The organism is Mucilaginibacter aquatilis (assembly GCF_009755275.1).
Taxonomy (GTDB): domain Bacteria; phylum Bacteroidota; class Bacteroidia; order Sphingobacteriales; family Sphingobacteriaceae; genus Mucilaginibacter; species Mucilaginibacter aquatilis.
Genome location: NZ_WQLA01000003.1, coordinates 354,691 through 372,989 on the forward strand (window position 1 = coordinate 354,691; position 18,299 = coordinate 372,989).

The window sequence follows — 18,299 nt, forward strand, 5'->3', positions numbered from 1 at the left end:
CAAATAATGAAAATTCAAAACATCCTTGTAGCTACATCAATGTCGCTGCTTGTATTAGGTAGCTCTTGTAAAAAAGACAAGAACAACAAGCCTGAGGTTACCGACCCTAGAGCCTTAAGCGCCGTTAAATTCACATCATCAATAAACGGCCAAATTAAAACTAAAGCTGTGGGTAATAAGTGGGAGGCTAACGATGCCATAGGCGTTTACATGAAAACAGGCACAGGTTTAAGCAATATTTTGGCTGCAAATAAATCATATGCTACTAATGGCGATGGTGCTTTTGCTGCTTCAGCTACCGATCAAACCATTTACTATCCTGAAAATGGCGCAGTAGACTTTATTGCGTATTACCCTTACAAAACCTCGTTAACTGGCACCAACTATCCGGTTGACGTAGCTGTACAAAATAACCAAAGTGCTATCGATCTTTTATATTCAGCCAACGCAACCGGACTAAGCAAAACCAGCACAACTGCAAATCTTGTGTTTACACATCAATTGTCAAAAATTGAATTTACGGTTAAAAATGGTGCAGGCGTAGCTGATTTAAATGGTTTAACAGTAAGTTTAGGCGGACAAAACACCAAAGCTGATTTCGATTTAGCTACCGGTACTTTAGCGAACCAATCTGCAACTGCCGATATAAGCGCTAAAACCACAGCACAAAATGCAACAGTATTGGCTGAGGCTATTGTGCTTCCATTGGCTGATGCAAGCGGTAAAGTTGTAACCTTCAGTCTTCCTGCTGGTCAATTTAAATTAACGTTACCTGCAGCAACCAAATTTGAAGCAGGTAAGAAATATACTTACGAAATTGAGTTAAAAAATGAAACTTCTACAAACCCTAATCCTGTAGCAGTAGCATTATCTGCTTCTATAACTAACTGGACTACCGTACCAGGCGGTTCATACACTGTTGGTCAAGACCCGGTTACTAACCCGCAACCAGGTACCGAAACCGTTTTATACACTGAGAACTTTGGTACTGGCGACATTGCATCAACAGCACGCCCTAAAATTGCTGCTTACACCGAATGGAAAAACACGAGCTGGACCTTCAGCGATCCATTTGCTGCTGCCGACCTGCGCACAATCAGTACACTGCCTGGCGACAGACACATTTGGCTGCCTGCTGCAAAAGACGCTGTACTGAAAATAGATGGTGTTAAAATAACTGGGTTTACAAAAATTAAATTGAAGTATGATTTAGCGCCTAACGCTTCCTCATCAAGCTCTGTAAGCGATGTAAACGTTATTGCAGTTAAGGTAAATGGTAATGCTGTTAATGTTCCAAGCCGTCAGTTAACAAATGCTGATAACAACAAATTTGTGACTGTTGAATTAGCCAACATAACCGTTAAAGACAATAACACAATTGAATTTATTGGTGGCGCAAGCAACAACCTTGGTATGCGTTTAGACAATGTAACCGTTATAGGTATCAACTAAATAATTACCTCTTTATAAATAAAACGTCCTGCTTAATTTAAGCAGGACGTTTTATTTATATGGCAACTTTTATGTTGTCTATTGTTCGTTATTACAATTCTTGCAAATACCATTTACTGAAAGATTTAAGCTTTGTATATCGAACCCTTCCGGAGCATTTACATCGGGTAATATGTAATCATGCATGCAGTATACCTTGCGGCAGTTGGTGCAGTTAAAATGTATATGCTCATCATGATGTTGGTGCTCAGTACATGCGGTTGAGCACATAGCGTAGTTAGCCGTGCCATCTAAATCAATTACCTTGTGTAATATTCCTTTCTCATCAAGGGTATTCAGTATACGGTAAAGCGTTACTCTATCAACGCCGGTGCCTATCAATTTTTCCAAAAAAGGCTGCGACACGGCAGCACCGTGACCGGCAATTACTTTCAAAACTTCCAGCCGGGCATTTGTAACTTTCAAATGGTGATTACGAAGTAAATCTGCAAAGTCTTTTTCCATTGAGACCATGTCCAAAGTTACGGATTTTGAATTCTTAAAAGCATTGACTACGTTAGTGATGTAATCATATTACACCTATGTGTTAGGTTAAGATTTAACACATTATCCTTTTTAGGCAAAGCAAATTGAACAGATGTATCCCGCGTACAAAGCCCTTTGTTAAAGAATACTTGCAGGTGCACGCTCTGGTTTTGCATAAGCAAGCTTGTCTAACTGCACCGTTTTAAAGTAGGCGTCAAGGCCCGAACCTGCTGCGCTGCCGGCAATTATATGGTCAACGTCACCATTGGTTTGTATAACTTCATCATTGGCAATTAGAAGTTCAACTTTTCCTATAACTATAGTAGTACCATTTAGCTTAACATCAATCATTTCCTGTAATCTCAAACCAATTTTAAGTGATGATTGCCTTACAAAGGGCGATTTAAAGCCTTCATGATAGTACTCGTCAAAGCCGCACTCATCAAACTCTGATACACCGGACTCATAGCTTGCGCTGGTTTGATGCGCCTCCTTGTAAAAATCGCACATAACGTTGTTAAGCGTATACTCACCAGTTATTTTGATGTTCTTTAAAGTATCATTGTGCGGCCGTTCCGGACGGATGACCATACCTAGAAGCGAAGGATTTGAACCCATATGAAAAACGGAACTTACAATGCAAAGATTAGTACGATTGTCATTGTTTACTGTACCCAATAAATTCAGTGGTTTGTAGCCCGTAATACTATTCATCAATGCTGTGCGGTATGCTTTCTCCATACCGTCAATTTGCTGCGCGTTTATAACCGTCATATTAAAATGTTTTAAGCGCACCCATACCACCGTCAACTGCCAAAACCTGCCCGGTCACCCAACCAGAGTTATCTGACAGCAAAAATTCAATAGCACTGCTAATGTCATTAGGTGTGCCATATCTGCCAAGTGGGTGTCTTTTAGCCGATGCTTCTTTTTTCTCGTTAGTGCTTAGTAAGCTGGCCGCCAAAGGCGTATCGGTAAGTGAAGGAGCAACAACGTTAACACGTATTTGCTGTGCAGCTACTTCGGCAGCCAGCGCTACTGCAAACCCTTCAAGTCCGGCTTTGGCTGTTGATATACTGGTATGAAAAGGCATACCGGTACTTGCCGCAACTGAGCTTACAAACACAACTGATGCACCCGCTGCGGCTTTCAAAGCTGGCAGTGCATCGCGTGTCAAATTAATCGCACCCAAGGTATTTACACGGAAGTCGTTCAAGAAATCATCTCCACTTAAGCGGCTAAATGGTTTAAGATTGATGCTTCCGGCGCAGTATACAAATCCGTGTAATTGCTGCGGTAAAAATTCGGCAACGCCATTTACACTTTGAGTAACATCTGCTTCCAAAAAGTTCACGCCTTTAGACCAGCCGTCAGAGGTTTTTCTGGCAATTGCGTAAATATTAGCGCCGTGCTCACTAAGCGTGTTAATTAGTGTAGTAGCTATAGTTGATGTAGCTCCCGCAATAAGATAATTTTTACCGTTTAAGTTCATGCTTGTTAAGTATGTTTAAGTCAAAAAGCTTGCTTAAAACTACCGCATTGTTATAAACGGAACGCCAAACAAACCGGTATGCTTAACAAATCATCAGCAGGTATGTTTATTTGGGCGGGTATTCGCTTAAATCATGGCGTTGTATAGGTAGTACATAAACATAAAAACCCTTGAACCATTTGGCAGTATACGATGGGTTTGGAGCATATAGTTTATTCGTGGTATATTGTTGAACGAAATGACTGCCATATAAAACAGGCATTTATACTTTAAAACATAACGCGTTTATGCTTCAAATAACTCCCGAGTGGCTTAAAGGTACTGAGGTGCTCAATCAGGTACCCGACGATCAATTGCAATGGCTTATTGATAACAGCCGTCATTATATTTTAAACGATGGTGAATACCTTTTCGAGCGCGACAAACCCATCACCGGTACGCATTTTATTATATACGGTAAAGTAAGGTTATACTTTACACAAGGTGGCGTTAGGCGCGAAATGGCAACCGTACGTGACAGGGCCATAACCGGCTACCTGCCATATTCACGCGGTAAAATATCTATGGATTTTGGCGATTCGGTTGGCGAAACCCAGGTAATGACCCTACCGGTTGAGCGTGTAATGGATTTGATAAAGCAACATTATGAACTTACCCAAGCCCTGGTTGGCGTAATGAGCAATCGCGTGCGCGAATCAACTGCCTTAATTCAACAAAATGAAAAAATGATGGCTTTAGGCAAGCTATCAGCAGGCTTAGCACACGAATTGAATAACCCGGCGGCTTCCATTGTTCGTAACGCATCATCACTAATGAAGCATTTGGAAAACCAGCCCGAAACTTTTGCCAAGCTAATTGCTGTAGATTTGGATGAAAACAAGGTTGCCACCATTAAAAAGAAAGTTGCTTACATACTCGAAAATAAGAGTGACATCAAGCTAACGCTTCGCGAAAGAAACAATCTGGAAGACGAAATTGCCGATTGGTTTGACGATCATGATATTGAAAACGGTTATGATATGGCTCAAACCTTTGTTGAAAAGGGTTTCAAAACTGAGCATTTAGACCCAATATATCAGTGTATGACACCCACGGCTGCATCGCCCGTGTTTGCATGGATTTATGATATTATGCTGTCAGCTAAAATGGTTGATGACATACATCACGCCTCGCAGCGAATTGCCGATCTCATTACCTCAATTAAAACCTTTACCCACATGGATAGGGGGGCCGACAGACAGTACGCCAGGGTTGACGTTGGTATACGGAACACTTTGAAGATGTTGGGCCACAAAATTAAAGCAGGCAGCGTAACAGTCACTGAAGATTATGATGATGAACTGCCCGAAATTAAAATGCTGGTAGGGGAGCTTAACCAGGTGTGGACAAACCTCATTGATAATGCGCTTGATGCAATGGAGGTTAACGGTAAAGGTAATCTCAAAATCAAAACCCGCCGCGACCGTGAATTTGCTGAAATAGTTATCACTGATGACGGTCCGGGCATTCCAGATGATGTAAAGAACCGCATTTTTGATCCTTTTTTTACAACGAAACAAATGGGTAAAGGTACTGGGATGGGTTTAGAGGTTGTGCAACGCATCGTTAAAACGCAGCATCAGGGTTCGGTAAAAGTGAATAGCAAACCGGGTCAAACAGAGTTTATTGTTTGCATTCCAATTAACCCTGCGTAATAGCCAAAGCGCACTTTAATAATCAGACTAAACCTGCTTCTATCGTACATTGAGAGTTCTTTTAGATGTTTCACATTTAACGGAATTTGTATTTTTACCAAAAAAAAAAGTAATGAGCCGCCCTATCATATTTGCTATTGATGATGATTCGCAGGTGCTACGTGCACTCAACCGCGATCTGCGTTCACAGTATGGCAAAGAATATAAAGTAATGACAACCGAATCGGCCAATGAGGCATTAGAAACCCTTGTTGAGATGAAAAATGCCGGTGATGTTATTGCGCTTTTTATAAGCGACCAGCGTATGCCCGAAATGCCCGGTGTTGATTTTTTGCAAAAGGCTGTTAAAATTTATCCTGATGCAAAAAGAGTTTTGCTAACAGCATACTCAGATACCGATGCGGCTATAAAGGCTATAAATGATGTACAGCTTGATTATTACTTGATGAAGCCATGGGATCCGCCTGAGGAAAAACTATACCCTGTAATTAATGACTTGCTTAATGACTGGCATACGCATTATATACCGGCGTTTAAGGGAATTAAATTGATTGGATTCCAGTTTTCGCCCCAGTCACACGTTATAAAAGATTACCTGGGCAGCAATCTTATTCCTTACCAATGGCTTGATATAGAGCGCAACGAAGAAGCAAAGACCTTATTTAACGCAAATAACCTGTGCAATGACCAGTTGCCAACTGTTATTTATGAAGATGGTAGTTTTCAGTCAAAACCATCAATAACAGATATAGCACAAAAGCTAGGCATTAGTGCACAGGTGAGTAATGAAATTTACGATGTTGTAATTATAGGTGCTGGTCCTGCCGGACTGGCGGCATCTGTTTACGGAGCATCTGAAGGTTTACGTACCCTATTAATTGAACGCAAAGCACCAGGCGGACAAGCCGGTTCCAGCTCACGTATCGAAAACTACCTTGGTTTCCCATCGGGTTTAAGCGGATCTGACTTAACGCACCGTGCCATAACACAAGCCAGGCGTTTAGGTGCGGAATTTTTATCACCTCACTCAGTACAGGATATTCAGGAGCGTGACGGTTATAAATACATTATTTTAGATAACGGTTCAGAGATCATCAGCAGATCAATTGTTATAACCACCGGTGTTGATTACCGTAAGCTGGAAGTTAAAGGCATTGATCAGTTTACGGGTGCAGGTGTTTACTATGGTGCTGCCATAACAGAAGCATCGGCCTGTAAAGATAAGCAGGTATACATCATTGGCGGGGGCAATTCCGCAGGGCAAGCCGCAATGTACTTATCTAAATTTGCGAAAAACGTTTTTATCGTAATAAGAAGGGAGGATTTAACGGCAACCATGTCGGCCTATCTTATCGAACAAATTGCAGATACATCGAATATCAAAGTTGTGCCTTTTACAGAGGTTATTGAAGCACGTGGAGAAAATAGCTTACACGAGTTGACCCTAAGTAATGTAAATACCAAAGAAACAACTGATGTTGAGGCCAGCGCACTATACATATTTATAGGTGCCAAGCCTTACACCGAATGGGTTCAAATGGGCATTATAAAAAGCAAAGGATTTATTGAAACCGGGCGCGACTTAACCGGGTACGATGATTTTGGGAAGCAATGGAAACTCAAGCGCGATCCGTTCTTACTGGAAACTAGTTGTCCGGGCATATTTGCAGCCGGTGATGTACGTGCAGGCGCCATGAACAGGGTAGCGTCAGCCGTTGGTGAAGGATCGATGGCGATAAGCTTTGTTCACAAATATTTGGCCGAGGTATAGAACCAGAAACTGATAAAAACAAAGAGGGTGATGTTTAATTAAACATCACCCTCTTTGTTAAAAGCCTTAATCAATTAGTCAATATCAAGCTTGCCCTCAATAGAGTCGTCCAAAGTTTTTCCTAAAACGGCTCCGGCTGCCTGCTTAATGAAAGCTATAGCATTACCGTGTTTGTTATCCCAATAATAACCTTCGGTTGGTTCAACTTTAATAACGGTTATACGTGGGTCGTCTTCACCTTCGGTAAACCAGGTTTTTAATATCGGCTCCCATAATTCCTTGATTTTCTCTTTGTCTTTGCTTATTTCAGCAATGCCGTAAATATTCAAAAAGTCTGAGTGAGCCGAACCCTGGAACAATAAATGCACAAACGGATCATGGCTTAACTCTTCATTTTTATGGCTGTCATCAGCACTTAAAAACCAAAAATTACCTTCATCATCTATTTTTTGCACCGCCATTGGGCGTGTAGAAAACGGAACTCCTGTTTTGATGTTAGAACAGAAAAAACAGCTGGCCGCCTTTTCGGCAAGTTCTTTAATTTTCTGCTTAGCCTCGTCGCCCTGTAGGTTTTTGAAATTATCTTCGGGCTGATTTTGATTTATACTATCCATGTTTTATAGGTATTTAGTGAATGCCCATAAATAACGGTTGCGCTTGTGTTTTGTTTAAAAAGTTAATAAACCAAAGTTTGAGTTAACTACGGTCACTTTAAGCTTAAAGAAGAAAGGTGTTTTAAGAAGCGAGTTCAACTTTTTTCCATGGATATTGCTCGGCGTGGCTAATTACCATGTTACGCATATGATCATTTGATGGGTATGGCGTAAGGTGATTTTTAAGCTGCGCCAGGTTATTTGCTTCCATGTAATGAGAAATATAGCCCATACCATATAAGCGACCTTCCTCAATTAAAATACAGCTATGCTCATCATCTTTGCGGCCTTCGTCACGTATAGCAAATGTTGGCAACGCTTCTTTCAGCCCCTCAATAGATTTCTGTATTTTTTGATTGTACAACTCAGTACTTTCATGGCCGGTACAGGCGCATTGAAGCGAGTTGACACTGGTACAGGCATCAGTATTAGTTTGTATCATACAAAGCTTAGGGCAAAGCTCATAGGCCTCTATTAATTTGGCAAGTAATGCCCTGCCGGTAATCAATGAGCTGCATGTATGCACCGGCGATGAGTATTTACGTCGCTTATCAACTACCAGCCGCAGGTAACCGCGCTGGTCTTCATAAGTATATAAACCAAAATTAAAATCAAGCTGCTTTTGCGAACGGTTGAACTTAGGCCACAGCCTTTTTATTTCAACAGCCTCGGTAAGCAATGCCATAAGTTCGGTGCCGCATTCCTGAAAACTAATTTGATGTATATGCCGCATAAACTCCTGCCTTTGTGCTCCGGAGTTGTTGCCTGCAAAGTGACTGGCTACACGTTTTTTAATGTTCACGGCTTTGCCCACATACACAACCTTACCCTTGTTATCATGAAAGTAGTAAACGCCGGGCGTAGGAGGGAGCTGATCAATAAACCTGCGGTTTAAATTGGGGGGCAAAACCTGTTCCTTTGAGCGCTGCTTCAACGCATCGGTTATGTGATTGTGCACATCGCTGTTCAGTAGCAAAGTAAACAATTCGGCCGTTGCTTCGGCATCGCCGGCTGCACGGTGCCTTGCCGAGTTGCTTATACCAATTTGATGACACAGTTTGCCAAGGCTGTAAGAGTTCATGCCCGGTAAAATTTTGCGACTAAGCCGCACGGTGCAAAGCTTATTACACTGCAAATCAAAACCGGCAAGGTTTAAGTGGTACTTTACAAAAGAATGGTCAAAGTTAACGTTGTGTGCTACAAAAATATTTCCTTGCAGCAAGCTAAAAACCTCATGTGCAACCTGTTTAAACGGAGGTGCAGTACTTACCATTTCATTGGTAATACCGGTAAGCGCCTGTATATAAACAGGAATATCAACACCCGGATTAACCAGCGTTTCGTAACGCTTGACCACCTCATGACCATCATGAATGCATATGGCAATTTCGGTTATGCCATTTGCGTTGGCATGCCCTCCGGTGGTTTCAATATCTACAATGGCGTACATCAGAGAAACAAAAATAAGCATTTAATTGCAATGCTAAAATTGTTAGTTTAAATTAGATGTAAAAAAAATTTCCTCTAGATAATCCTTGAATTTTTTTGAGGGTCTTTCAAAACACATAAGATTATTGAATTTGAAACACTGATTTAAGTGAATGCATTAGCAATCAAGGGTGTTTACATTGCAGCAACAAATTGCATGAAATATTCATTTTTAAAAACGCTAACTTTTGTTTTTGCATTAAAGAAGTCGTTTAAATTATACTTGTGCTTGGATTTGCTTTTACCGTTTATTTTTAACGTCGGGTTTTTCAATTGTTCGTCGACTAAACTTTTTAAATCGCTATCATTAACCTCGTTTTGAACAATTTCAAGGGCCAGCCTAATTATATCATCTCCTTCATCAAGGCGTATTAGCTCTTTGATTTGATCCCAGGTAACTAAATGGCAAAAACCTACAATCAATTTTGTATTGCTAAACTTAGCTGCAAACAGTTGCATGTGCTGCAATTCTTGCTGATTAAATAAATTGGTAAACAATGATTGATATTTAGTCACCCTTTGTTGCTGTTCTTCATCAAATACTTGTTGAGTTACGGTTGTACTTAAATCATATGTTTTGCCGGTGTCGTCAATTACACTTACTCCCTTTACAACCGTCGACGTTTCATTAGTATTTTCAAACGATGCCGCCCGATTGAATTCATTTATGCTTTCAGGCATAAGCTTTTTCCCTGTATGCCAAAATAAAACGTTAAGGTTTTCATTCAGGCTCCTATTAAGGCGAACCCTTAAATTATCTATATCATGCGTAATGCGAATAAGTAAATCTTCATTGTTATAGTTGTCAAAATTTATCACCGGATGTTCATCGATACGAAGTAATGGTTCAAACGATAATACTAAAGGATATTTAAACGGTGAAAACAGCGGCTTCCAGTCGCGTTGATATTTCATCATCCATAACGGTAAAAATTTTTCGTCGGGTGAGCCGTGACTCAAGCTTTTCTGCAAAGCAAGTTTTAAGTTTTTCTTACCTAAAAAAGTTACATCGTCTTCATATTGCTTTAAACTGATAGCATTGCTTAACTCCTCAACCGTTAAGCGGTGCTTCTCGGTAAGCCTTACATAAAACAACCATAACGCGTCGTCATCAAAGGGCAATAACTGTACAATATGTTCCCAGGTAACATAATAATGAAGATCAAAAAGTTTTGGGTTTGCGGACATCCTTTTCGCAAATGCTGTCATCCGTAGCAAGTTCTCCTTATTGAAATAAGGGCCATACTTTGGCTCTAACTGCTCCGCAAGATTATTTAAAACCGGATTTTCCTGTAAATTATACCCTTGCTTTGTGCAATACTCGTTGTACCAGGTACCTATGGTTCTGAAACTGAATAGTAGTGAGCTGTTCAACATTTGAGTAATCGAATCATAATCGTTCTCGATACTCATGCTTAAGCTAATTTTAAGTTGGTTATTTACTGTGATGGGTTGCATACATGCGGTTGAAACTAAAGTAGTAATACAATTTGAAAATCGACAAATCTTTATTGTTATCTCGCTTCAATCCAACCCGTGTTAGCGTCATCACTAACCAGGTAATAGTTGCCAAAAGAACCTTTTACATCAACTTGCTTGCCGGCTTCAATTACACTTTTACGGGCGGCATTTACAGTGTCAGGCGCATCTAGCAAAGCTACAGGCTGTTTAATGGTAAGTTTACGAAGTGATGATGCCGGTGTAACATTTTTACTGGTTATATAGCCGACGGTACCATCAGGCAGGGTAGCTTTGTACCAGCCGCCGGTGGCAGCTTCAACACTTAATGCAGTGCTTACAGGTAATGTTAACCTTGATACGGATTGATCATTGGGTTCAATAAATAGCCGTGTGCTTTTAGCTGTGGTGCGGGCTGTAGCGTTTAGTAGATTAAGGGAGGCTGACACAGGCTTTGCGTTTTGCACGTTGCGATTCACAAACGGAAACGGATCAATTGCGCCACCACTGGTGTAAATTCCAAAATGTAAGTGCGAGGGAGTGTTACGGGCATTGCCTGTATTGCCAACCAGGCCAAGCGTGTCCCCTGTACGCACGGTCTGTCCGCTTTGTACCAATTGCTTGTCAAGGTGTGCGTAATACAAAGTGTAATCACGATTAGCCGGACGCATAAATACTACTAACCCACCCAAATTATTTTCGGTAACGTTAGTAACCGTGCCATCAGCTGCAGCAATTGCCGGAGTCAGTTTTTTGGCAAAAATGTCTACACCCTCATGCTTGCGTCCGCCATTGTCGCGGCCGTCGCCCCAAAAGCTTCCTATGTTTGGTTTACCTGAATTCGACACCGGGAATTCTAGCGACGGGCCATTGGTAACAGTCAACGTGTATTCGCCGCTACGCAATAATTCTGGCTGCAAGCGAAGCAGGTATTTCCCGTCCGCCTTAACTTCGTAATCAAGCACCATTCCTACGGTATCAGCTGACGTCAGCCATTTTGTTTTGCCGTCAGCTTGTTGCTGTAGTATGTCGATATAAATGTCAAAGTTATCGGCAGGCTTTTTCTCTAACACCACATGTAGCTTTTGTCCCCTGCGCGCATCAAACCTAAAAGCAGTTGATGGAACCTTTTCAGCCGAGAAGTAACCCGTTTCTTTGTACGGAATTTTGATGTTTAAGGCGTTACTTAAACTGTTATCAGCGGCCTTAAACCACTTGCTGCCCATTGCCGTGCCATCTAATTTGGCATCCTTCAGCCGTTGTGCGTAGGCTTCATGCGGTGTTAGTTTAGTGAAAATTGCTAGCGGCCCTTTGTTGCTACAAGATGTAAAGAAAGCTAAAGCAATTACAAATAGGGCATAGTTATTACAGTTCATAATGATGGCTTACCATTATAAAACTTAGGCTGCAGGTAAAAGTTTTTAAGCTGATATCAGCCAGGCCAAACAGCCCTTATCATGCGATCTTTGCCGGCAAGATCTTTACGTAATTCAATATCAGCAAAGCCCTTTGCGGCAAGCATGTCAACCGTTTCAGGGCCGTAGCTTTCATTTATTTCAAAAAACAGATAGCCATTTTGAACCAAATGGGTAACAGCAAAATTGGCAATAGCGACATAAAATAAAAGCGGGTTTGACTGTGGCACAAACAAAGCACTGTGTGGTTCAAAATCCAAAACGTTCTGATGCATTTGTTGCTTGTCTGTTTCTGTAACGTAAGGAGGATTACTGACTATTACATTAAATTCCGGAAGGCTTCTCGCTGTTAAATCATGGTTCAAAATATCGGCTTCAAAAAATGATATATCTAAATTATTTAGCTTTGCGTTAGCAACGGCTACTTCTAAAGCTTTGGGTGATATATCCAATGCAAAAATTTCATTATCAATTGTATTTAACTTTAAAGAAATAGGAATACAGCCGCTTCCTGTACCTATATCCAGAATTTTTTGATAGGGTTGGTGACCTATTGTTTTTAATATCCAATCAACTAATTCTTCAGTCTCAGGACGTGGAATTAATACGGATGGGTTGACTTTGAAATCACTGCCGTAAAAATGTGCAGATTCTAAAATATATTGTACCGGCATTCCGGTTTTAAGACAACTCAGCTGAGTTAATAGGCGCTCACTTTGAACTACGTTTAGCCCCCTTTCAGGGAACGCTTTAAGTTGAGTTCTGCTTAACCCAGTTAATTCCTCAATCAATAATGATGCTATAGACTCTATCTCAGTTACCTCATATAAAGGCGCCAGCTTATTTTTAAACACATCAAAAGCATCTTTAACCGTTTTCATGCAACAAATAAACATAAAAGCTACTTTTGTGCGATGGATTTCCATGAAATTTATATGCAGCGCTGCCTTGAACTGGCGGCCTTAGGAGCCGGAAAAGTTAGCCCTAATCCAATGGTTGGGGCGGTAGTTGTCCATAACAACCGCGTTGTAGGCGAGGGTTATCATCGCCAATACGGTAAAGCGCACGCTGAGGTCAATGCTATTAATCAGGTGATTGAAAACTTTAGTAATTCAAGTAAATTACTTAGTGAGTCGACAATATATGTTTCGCTTGAACCTTGTGCCCATTATGGCAAAACACCACCATGTGCCGATTTAATTATTAAACATCGCATACCCAACGTAGTAATTGGTTGCCGCGATCCGTTCGCCCAGGTTGACGGAAAGGGAATCGAAAAATTACAGCAGGCAGGCATTAATGTTATAACAGGTGTACTTGAACAACAATGTCTTGATTTAAACAGACGATTCTTCACACGGGTACAAAAACAACGACCATATATCATACTCAAATGGGCCCAAACATCTAATGGTTATTTTGCACCAGCCTATGGTACGCAGCATTGGATAACCGGTGCCGAGTCAAAAAAACTGGTGCACAAATGGCGTTCTGAGGAAGATGCCATACTTGTAGGAAAAAACACAGCACGCATAGATAATCCCCAACTTAATACACGCTTATGGCCGGGTAAATCGCCTAAGAGGGTGGTGATAGACCGTAATCTTGAGTTGGATAAGGAGTTATTTTTATTCGACAATACTGTAGAAACGATTGTTTTCAATGCCATCAAGACAGAGTTTGATAATAAGGTAAAGTATATCGCGCTTGAAGATTTTGACAGATTTGTTCCGCAGTACATTATGTTTCAGCTATACCTGCAAGATGTTCAATCGGTAATTATTGAGGGCGGAGCGCATACGCTAAACAGTTTTATCAACGAAAACTTATGGGACGAAGCACGTATATTTACCGGCAAATCTATACTCGCCAACGGCATTAAAGCTCCGGAATGTTTTGGAAAAAACATTAGTAATGACACGGTAGGTGATGATAGCCTGCAAATTATATTCAACCAATAGATCACTAATGCTTTATATATTACTCAGCGTTTGCTGCAGCGTAACGGTATCTATATTACTTAAGTTAGCTCGTCGTTATCAAATTAATGTTGCTCAGGCTATTACCTGGAATTATTCTATTGCCGCATTGCTTACATGGATTTTTTTAAAGCCACAGCCTGATAGTATAACCCATCCGCCGCTCAATCTTTATTTATTATTAGGCGTCTTGCTACCGTTAATATTTTATGTGATGGCAGCCGCTATTAAGGGAGCAGGCATTGTACGCACGGATGTGGCTCAGCGCTTGTCTTTATTAATATCGTTAAGTGCTGCATTTTTGATATTTGGAGATAGTTTTTCCGTAATCAAAGGCATAGGCATTTTAACCGGATTTGCAGCCATTTTTTGCCTTATACCATGGCAAACAAAACACGTAGTATCACAAAATAATAAGAACACATGGCTGTATCTGATTGGCGTTTTTTTAGGTTTCGGAATAATTGATATATTGTTTAAGCAAATGGCACAAACCAAAACGGCACCGTACAGTGCTTCGCTGTTTGTGGTCTACGTGGCTGCATTTTTAGTGTCAGTGCTGGGAACTATATATCAGGTTACTATTAAAAAGAAACGTTTTTTGTTCAGGCATATATTTTTTGGGTGGATACTTGGCGTATTTAATTTTGGCAATATATTGTTCTACCTTAAAGCTCATCAAGCTCTGGCAAAAGATCCGTCAACAGTTTTTACTGCAATGAACATTGGCGTTATAACCGGCGGAACATTAATAGGCTTGTTAATTTTTAAAGAAAAACTAAGCACCCTTCACAAAGTTGGTGTAGGTCTTGCCGTAGCAGCCATATTGCTAATTGCTTACTCTTAATAATTGCGCCTATGCTGTTTAATGATACTTATTTAACGGTTAAACAACCGGCCGAGGCCATTTTTGCCGATCGCGGTAGCAAATTCATCGCCTTTGTTTATCCCATAAAATCGGAGGCAGATGTAAAACCTTTGGTAAGTGCGCTTAAGGCTGTGCATACAAAGGCTAATCACCATTGTTGGGCTATGCGTTTAAGCCCCGACCGCTCTGTATTCAAAGTAAATGATGATGGAGAACCATCAGGAACAGCAGGCAGACCGATTTTGAACGTTTTGCTTTCAAAAGATGTAACCAATGTACTGGTGGTGGTAGTGCGTTATTTTGGCGGTAAGCTATTGGGTGTGCCGGGATTAATTAATGCTTACAAAACTGCTGCCGAGATGGGCCTAAGTGCTGCAGGTATTGTAGAGAATGTGATTAACGACGTTTACCAAATTGAATTTGATTACCTGCAGATGAATGATATAATGAAAATCATTAAGGAGGAAGGTACAACTATAATAGAGCAAGAATCAGATAATCGTTGTATTTACAAGATAGCTGTAAGGAAAATGAAGGTCAATCAAACAATTGCGCGTTTCAATAGTATTAATAAGGTTAAAGTTGATTACCTGCACAGCAATTAAAAGAATATTTAGTTAAACGAAAATTTAATTGCAAATATGCGCACCAATACTTAACTTGGTTTACACATTTACATCCATCTAACCTAATAGAAAATCATGAACGCGCAACCAATCGGAATCTATCTCGAGGACGAGAGTAGGTTCGAATTCGATTTTGTGAAACATTTGCTAAAAATTAAATTTTTTAAAGAAACCCAGCCCGCAGGCACTATTGTATCTCCGTTTCGCATGATTAAAAATGACGAAACCTTTTACCTGCTTATTCATAATTATGACCGCATGGGTGAGCGCAAAATTATGATTGAATCAATTAACCAAAATGAGTTGGTTATCAATCATGATAATACTTCTTACAAATTACGTAAGGTAGCTTAGTGCTTAATTAGAGTATTCTTATCAGTGATTATTAGTAAAGGGCATGCATTCAAATTGCCCTTTTTTGTGCCTTATTGACTTGTTTTTTGTAACTTGGGCGTAAATGCAATCGTTCGAAATAGATAAGTCGGACCTATTACGGGTTAAAGCAGCACTCGAGAGTGATGACAGTACACTACAAGAGGTTCTGCAACAATATCATAGCTCAGAGATTGCCATCATTTTTGAAAAGCTCGAACCCGAAGAGCGTGAACGAATCATAAACATTCTTCCAACCGTAGAAGCCTCGGGTGTAATTTCAGAAATGGATGAAGAGCATCATCCGGCTGAATTATTGGTGAGCCTTACACCCGAAAAACGCTCAGAAATTGTTGAAGAACTTGATTATGATGATGCTACCGACCTTATTTCGCAACTGGACGAAGAAGAACAAAAGGAGATCCTTGATGAAATAGATCAGGAGGATGCCAGTAATATACGCGCGCTGTTAAGTTATGATGATGACACCGCCGGTGGTTTAATGAACACGGAGCTGATCAAAGTTAACATCAGCTACAGCAAAAACGAGGCTCTTGAAGAAATTATACAGCAATCAGAAGAAATGGAAGAGTTTTATACTCTCTATGCTGTTAATGATCATAATGAACTTGTAGGCATTCTATCTATCAAAGATATTATCAAAGCAAAAAAACAGGTTAAGGTTGACGAGCTGGTAAACAAGGAATTTGTGTATGTTAAGGCTGATCTTGACCAGGAAGAAGTTGCCAAGCTTATTTCTCAATACAATTTAACCAGCATTCCCGTGGTGAATGACACTATGCAATTGCTTGGCCGCATTACAGTTGATGATATTATAGACGTACTTCAGGAAGAAAACACAGAAGATATTTTAAAAATATCAGGTGTATCTGAAGATGAGGAGTTAGCCGGTGGTTGGCGCGATGCCGTAAAAAGCCGTTTGCCCTGGCTGGTTATAAATCTCGCTACAGCATTCTTGGCTGCGTCTGTTATAAGGGCTTATGACAATACGCTAGATAAACTACCCATTATAAAGGCGTATATCACCATTATAGCCGGTATGGGTGGTAATGCTGCAACGCAAGCACTCGCCGTAACGGTTAGGCGTATTTCGTTAAGTAATCTTAACGACAGGCAAGCTTACGTTACTGTTAGCAAAGAGTTTTTGGTAGGGTTAACCAATGGAGCTGTTAATGGCATTATTGTAAGTATGGTTGCCGTATGGTACGATGCAAACCCTTTGCTTGGGCTGGTATTATTCTTCGCCATGACCGGAAATGTTATTGTAGCAGCACTTACAGGAGCCACTGTGCCTATGCTTTTGAAACGTTTAGGTATTGATCCCGCTGTCGCATCATCAATCATTATAACCACATTTACCGATTGTATAGGATTTTTATTGCCTTTATGGTTGGCAACAAAGCTTTTATTATAAATTTGTCACTTTAATTTTCAACGCTTATGACTGAAGTGAGACACGACTGGACCAAAGAAGAAATATCTGACATATACCATACGCCGCTGCTCGATTTAATTTACCGTGCAGCAACTGTTCACCGCGAAAATAAAGATTACGCCGAGGTGCAAATTAGTTCACTAATTTCGGTTAAAACCGGCGGATGCCCTGAAGACTGCGCTTATTGTCCGCAGGCTGCACGCTATCAAACCGGCGTAAATGTACACGCTATATTGCCTAAAGAAGAGGTAGTGGCAGCCGCACAAAAAGCTAAGGCTGGCGGTGCATCGCGCTTGTGTATGGGCGCAGCATGGCGCGAAGTGCGCGATAACCGCGACTTTGACAAAGTAATTGAAATGGTGCAGGCGGTTAATGAATTGGACATGGAAGTGTGTTGTACTCTTGGCATGCTTACCGAAAGCCAGGCTCAACGTTTGGCCGATGCCGGGTTGTATGCATATAATCACAATCTTGATACCTCTGAAGATGATTATAAACGTATTATAACTACTCGTACTTACGATGATCGCTTAAAAACGATTGAAAACGTGCGCAAAGCTAAAATATCTGTTTGCAGTGGTGGTATTATAGGTTTAGGCGAAACCGTAGAAGACCGTATATCAATGCTGAAAACATTATCAAACATGCCTCAGCACCCGGAGTCGGTTCCGGTAAATGCGCTTGTACCAGTTGAAGGTACTCCACTTGCCGAGCAACCTCGTGTTTCTGTTTGGGATATGGTGCGCATGATAGCAACGGCGCGTATTGTAATGCCGCGTACGGTTGTACGCCTGTCAGCCGGACGTACCGAAATGAGTACTGTTGAGCAGGCTTTATGCTTTATGGCGGGTGCAAGTTCAATTTTTGCAGGCGAAAAACTACTGACCACACCGAATCCTGCATTTGATGAAGATATGGCAATGTTTGAGCTTTTAGGATTAACACCACGTAAAGCCTTTAAAAATGGCAGGCCGCATCAGGCAAAGAATATTGAAGAGAGCGTGATAGCTTAACATCAGCAAACAATACAAACAAATGCCACCTGATTAA

17 protein-coding genes are annotated in these 18,299 nt (G+C 40.8%); 9 read left to right on the forward strand and 8 right to left on the reverse strand.

The window, feature by feature from the left end; genetic code table 11:
* Window positions 1-6: 6 nt before the first annotated feature.
* The gene (locus tag GO816_RS09205; protein ID WP_232336534.1) at window positions 7-1,452 is read left to right on the forward strand and encodes a fimbrillin family protein; all 1,446 of its coding nucleotides are present in this window, start codon (window positions 7-9) and stop codon (window positions 1,450-1,452) included.
* 78 nt (window positions 1,453-1,530) lie between these two features.
* Here GO816_RS09205 and GO816_RS09210 read toward each other — a convergent pair whose 3' ends face one another.
* The 3 genes from GO816_RS09210 to GO816_RS09220 all read right to left on the reverse strand — a co-directional run bounded on the left by GO816_RS09210 (window position 1,531) and on the right by GO816_RS09220 (window position 3,469).
* A complete protein-coding gene (locus GO816_RS09210; protein WP_232336548.1) occupies window positions 1,531-1,965 on the reverse strand; it encodes a Fur family transcriptional regulator in 435 nt (144 codons plus the stop codon).
* 150 nt (window positions 1,966-2,115) lie between these two features.
* Entirely contained in the window at window positions 2,116-2,751 is a 636-nt protein-coding gene (locus tag GO816_RS09215; protein WP_157541489.1) for a flavin reductase family protein, read from the reverse strand.
* A 1-nt stretch (window position 2,752) separates the two neighbouring features.
* Window positions 2,753-3,469 carry an SDR family NAD(P)-dependent oxidoreductase gene (locus tag GO816_RS09220; RefSeq protein WP_157541491.1) on the reverse strand — a complete coding sequence of 239 codons (717 nt, stop codon included), beginning with the start codon at window positions 3,467-3,469 and terminating at the stop codon, window positions 2,753-2,755.
* A gap of 287 nt (window positions 3,470-3,756) precedes the next feature.
* Between GO816_RS09220 and GO816_RS09225 the strand changes: the two genes are divergently transcribed.
* Together GO816_RS09225 and GO816_RS09230 are read left to right on the forward strand one after the other, a co-directional pair.
* On the forward strand, window positions 3,757-5,163 hold the full coding sequence (locus GO816_RS09225) for a sensor histidine kinase (protein WP_157541493.1): 1,407 nt from the start codon (window positions 3,757-3,759) through the stop codon (window positions 5,161-5,163).
* A 112-nt stretch (window positions 5,164-5,275) separates the two neighbouring features.
* Window positions 5,276-6,934 (forward strand): response regulator, encoded by a 1,659-nt coding sequence (locus GO816_RS09230; RefSeq protein WP_157541495.1) that lies wholly within the window; start codon window positions 5,276-5,278, stop codon window positions 6,932-6,934.
* Window positions 6,935-7,008: 74 nt separating this feature from the next.
* Here the strand turns inward: GO816_RS09230 and GO816_RS09235 are convergent, their stop codons facing one another.
* The 5 genes from GO816_RS09235 to prmC all read right to left on the reverse strand — a co-directional run bounded on the left by GO816_RS09235 (window position 7,009) and on the right by prmC (window position 12,874).
* A complete protein-coding gene (locus tag GO816_RS09235; protein WP_157541497.1) occupies window positions 7,009-7,548 on the reverse strand; it encodes a pyridoxamine 5'-phosphate oxidase family protein in 540 nt (179 codons plus the stop codon).
* 121 nt (window positions 7,549-7,669) lie between these two features.
* Complete coding sequence (locus GO816_RS09240) at window positions 7,670-9,058, reverse strand: exonuclease domain-containing protein (RefSeq protein WP_232336535.1); 1,389 nt, start codon at window positions 9,056-9,058, stop codon at window positions 7,670-7,672.
* Between the two features lie 152 nt (window positions 9,059-9,210).
* Window positions 9,211-10,488 carry a DUF1016 N-terminal domain-containing protein gene (locus GO816_RS09245; RefSeq protein ID WP_198171469.1) on the reverse strand — a complete coding sequence of 426 codons (1,278 nt, stop codon included), beginning with the start codon at window positions 10,486-10,488 and terminating at the stop codon, window positions 9,211-9,213.
* 101 nt (window positions 10,489-10,589) lie between these two features.
* Entirely contained in the window at window positions 10,590-11,909 is a 1,320-nt protein-coding gene (locus GO816_RS09250; protein WP_157541500.1) for a M23 family metallopeptidase, read from the reverse strand.
* A 56-nt stretch (window positions 11,910-11,965) separates the two neighbouring features.
* Window positions 11,966-12,874 carry a peptide chain release factor N(5)-glutamine methyltransferase gene (gene prmC, locus GO816_RS09255; protein ID WP_232336536.1) on the reverse strand — a complete coding sequence of 303 codons (909 nt, stop codon included), beginning with the start codon at window positions 12,872-12,874 and terminating at the stop codon, window positions 11,966-11,968.
* Between prmC and ribD the strand changes: the two genes are divergently transcribed.
* The 6 genes from ribD (at window position 12,863) to bioB (ending at window position 18,262) form a co-directional block, all read left to right on the forward strand.
* The gene (gene ribD, locus GO816_RS09260; protein WP_157541503.1) at window positions 12,863-13,909 is read left to right on the forward strand and encodes a bifunctional diaminohydroxyphosphoribosylaminopyrimidine deaminase/5-amino-6-(5-phosphoribosylamino)uracil reductase RibD; all 1,047 of its coding nucleotides are present in this window, start codon (window positions 12,863-12,865) and stop codon (window positions 13,907-13,909) included. The genes prmC and ribD overlap by 12 nt on opposite strands.
* A gap of 7 nt (window positions 13,910-13,916) precedes the next feature.
* Window positions 13,917-14,774: an EamA family transporter gene (locus tag GO816_RS09265; RefSeq protein WP_157541504.1), complete on the forward strand. Its 858-nt coding sequence runs from the start codon at window positions 13,917-13,919 to the stop codon at window positions 14,772-14,774.
* An 11-nt stretch (window positions 14,775-14,785) separates the two neighbouring features.
* A complete protein-coding gene (locus GO816_RS09270) occupies window positions 14,786-15,400 on the forward strand; it encodes an IMPACT family protein (protein ID WP_157541506.1) in 615 nt (204 codons plus the stop codon).
* A gap of 96 nt (window positions 15,401-15,496) precedes the next feature.
* A complete protein-coding gene (locus GO816_RS09275; protein ID WP_157541508.1) occupies window positions 15,497-15,775 on the forward strand; it encodes a hypothetical protein in 279 nt (92 codons plus the stop codon).
* A gap of 103 nt (window positions 15,776-15,878) precedes the next feature.
* The gene (mgtE, locus tag GO816_RS09280; RefSeq protein ID WP_157541510.1) at window positions 15,879-17,228 is read left to right on the forward strand and encodes a magnesium transporter; all 1,350 of its coding nucleotides are present in this window, start codon (window positions 15,879-15,881) and stop codon (window positions 17,226-17,228) included.
* A 26-nt stretch (window positions 17,229-17,254) separates the two neighbouring features.
* Window positions 17,255-18,262, forward strand: coding sequence for a biotin synthase BioB (bioB, locus tag GO816_RS09285; RefSeq protein ID WP_157541512.1), 1,008 nt, complete (start codon window positions 17,255-17,257; stop codon window positions 18,260-18,262).
* Window positions 18,263-18,299 lie beyond the last annotated feature (37 nt).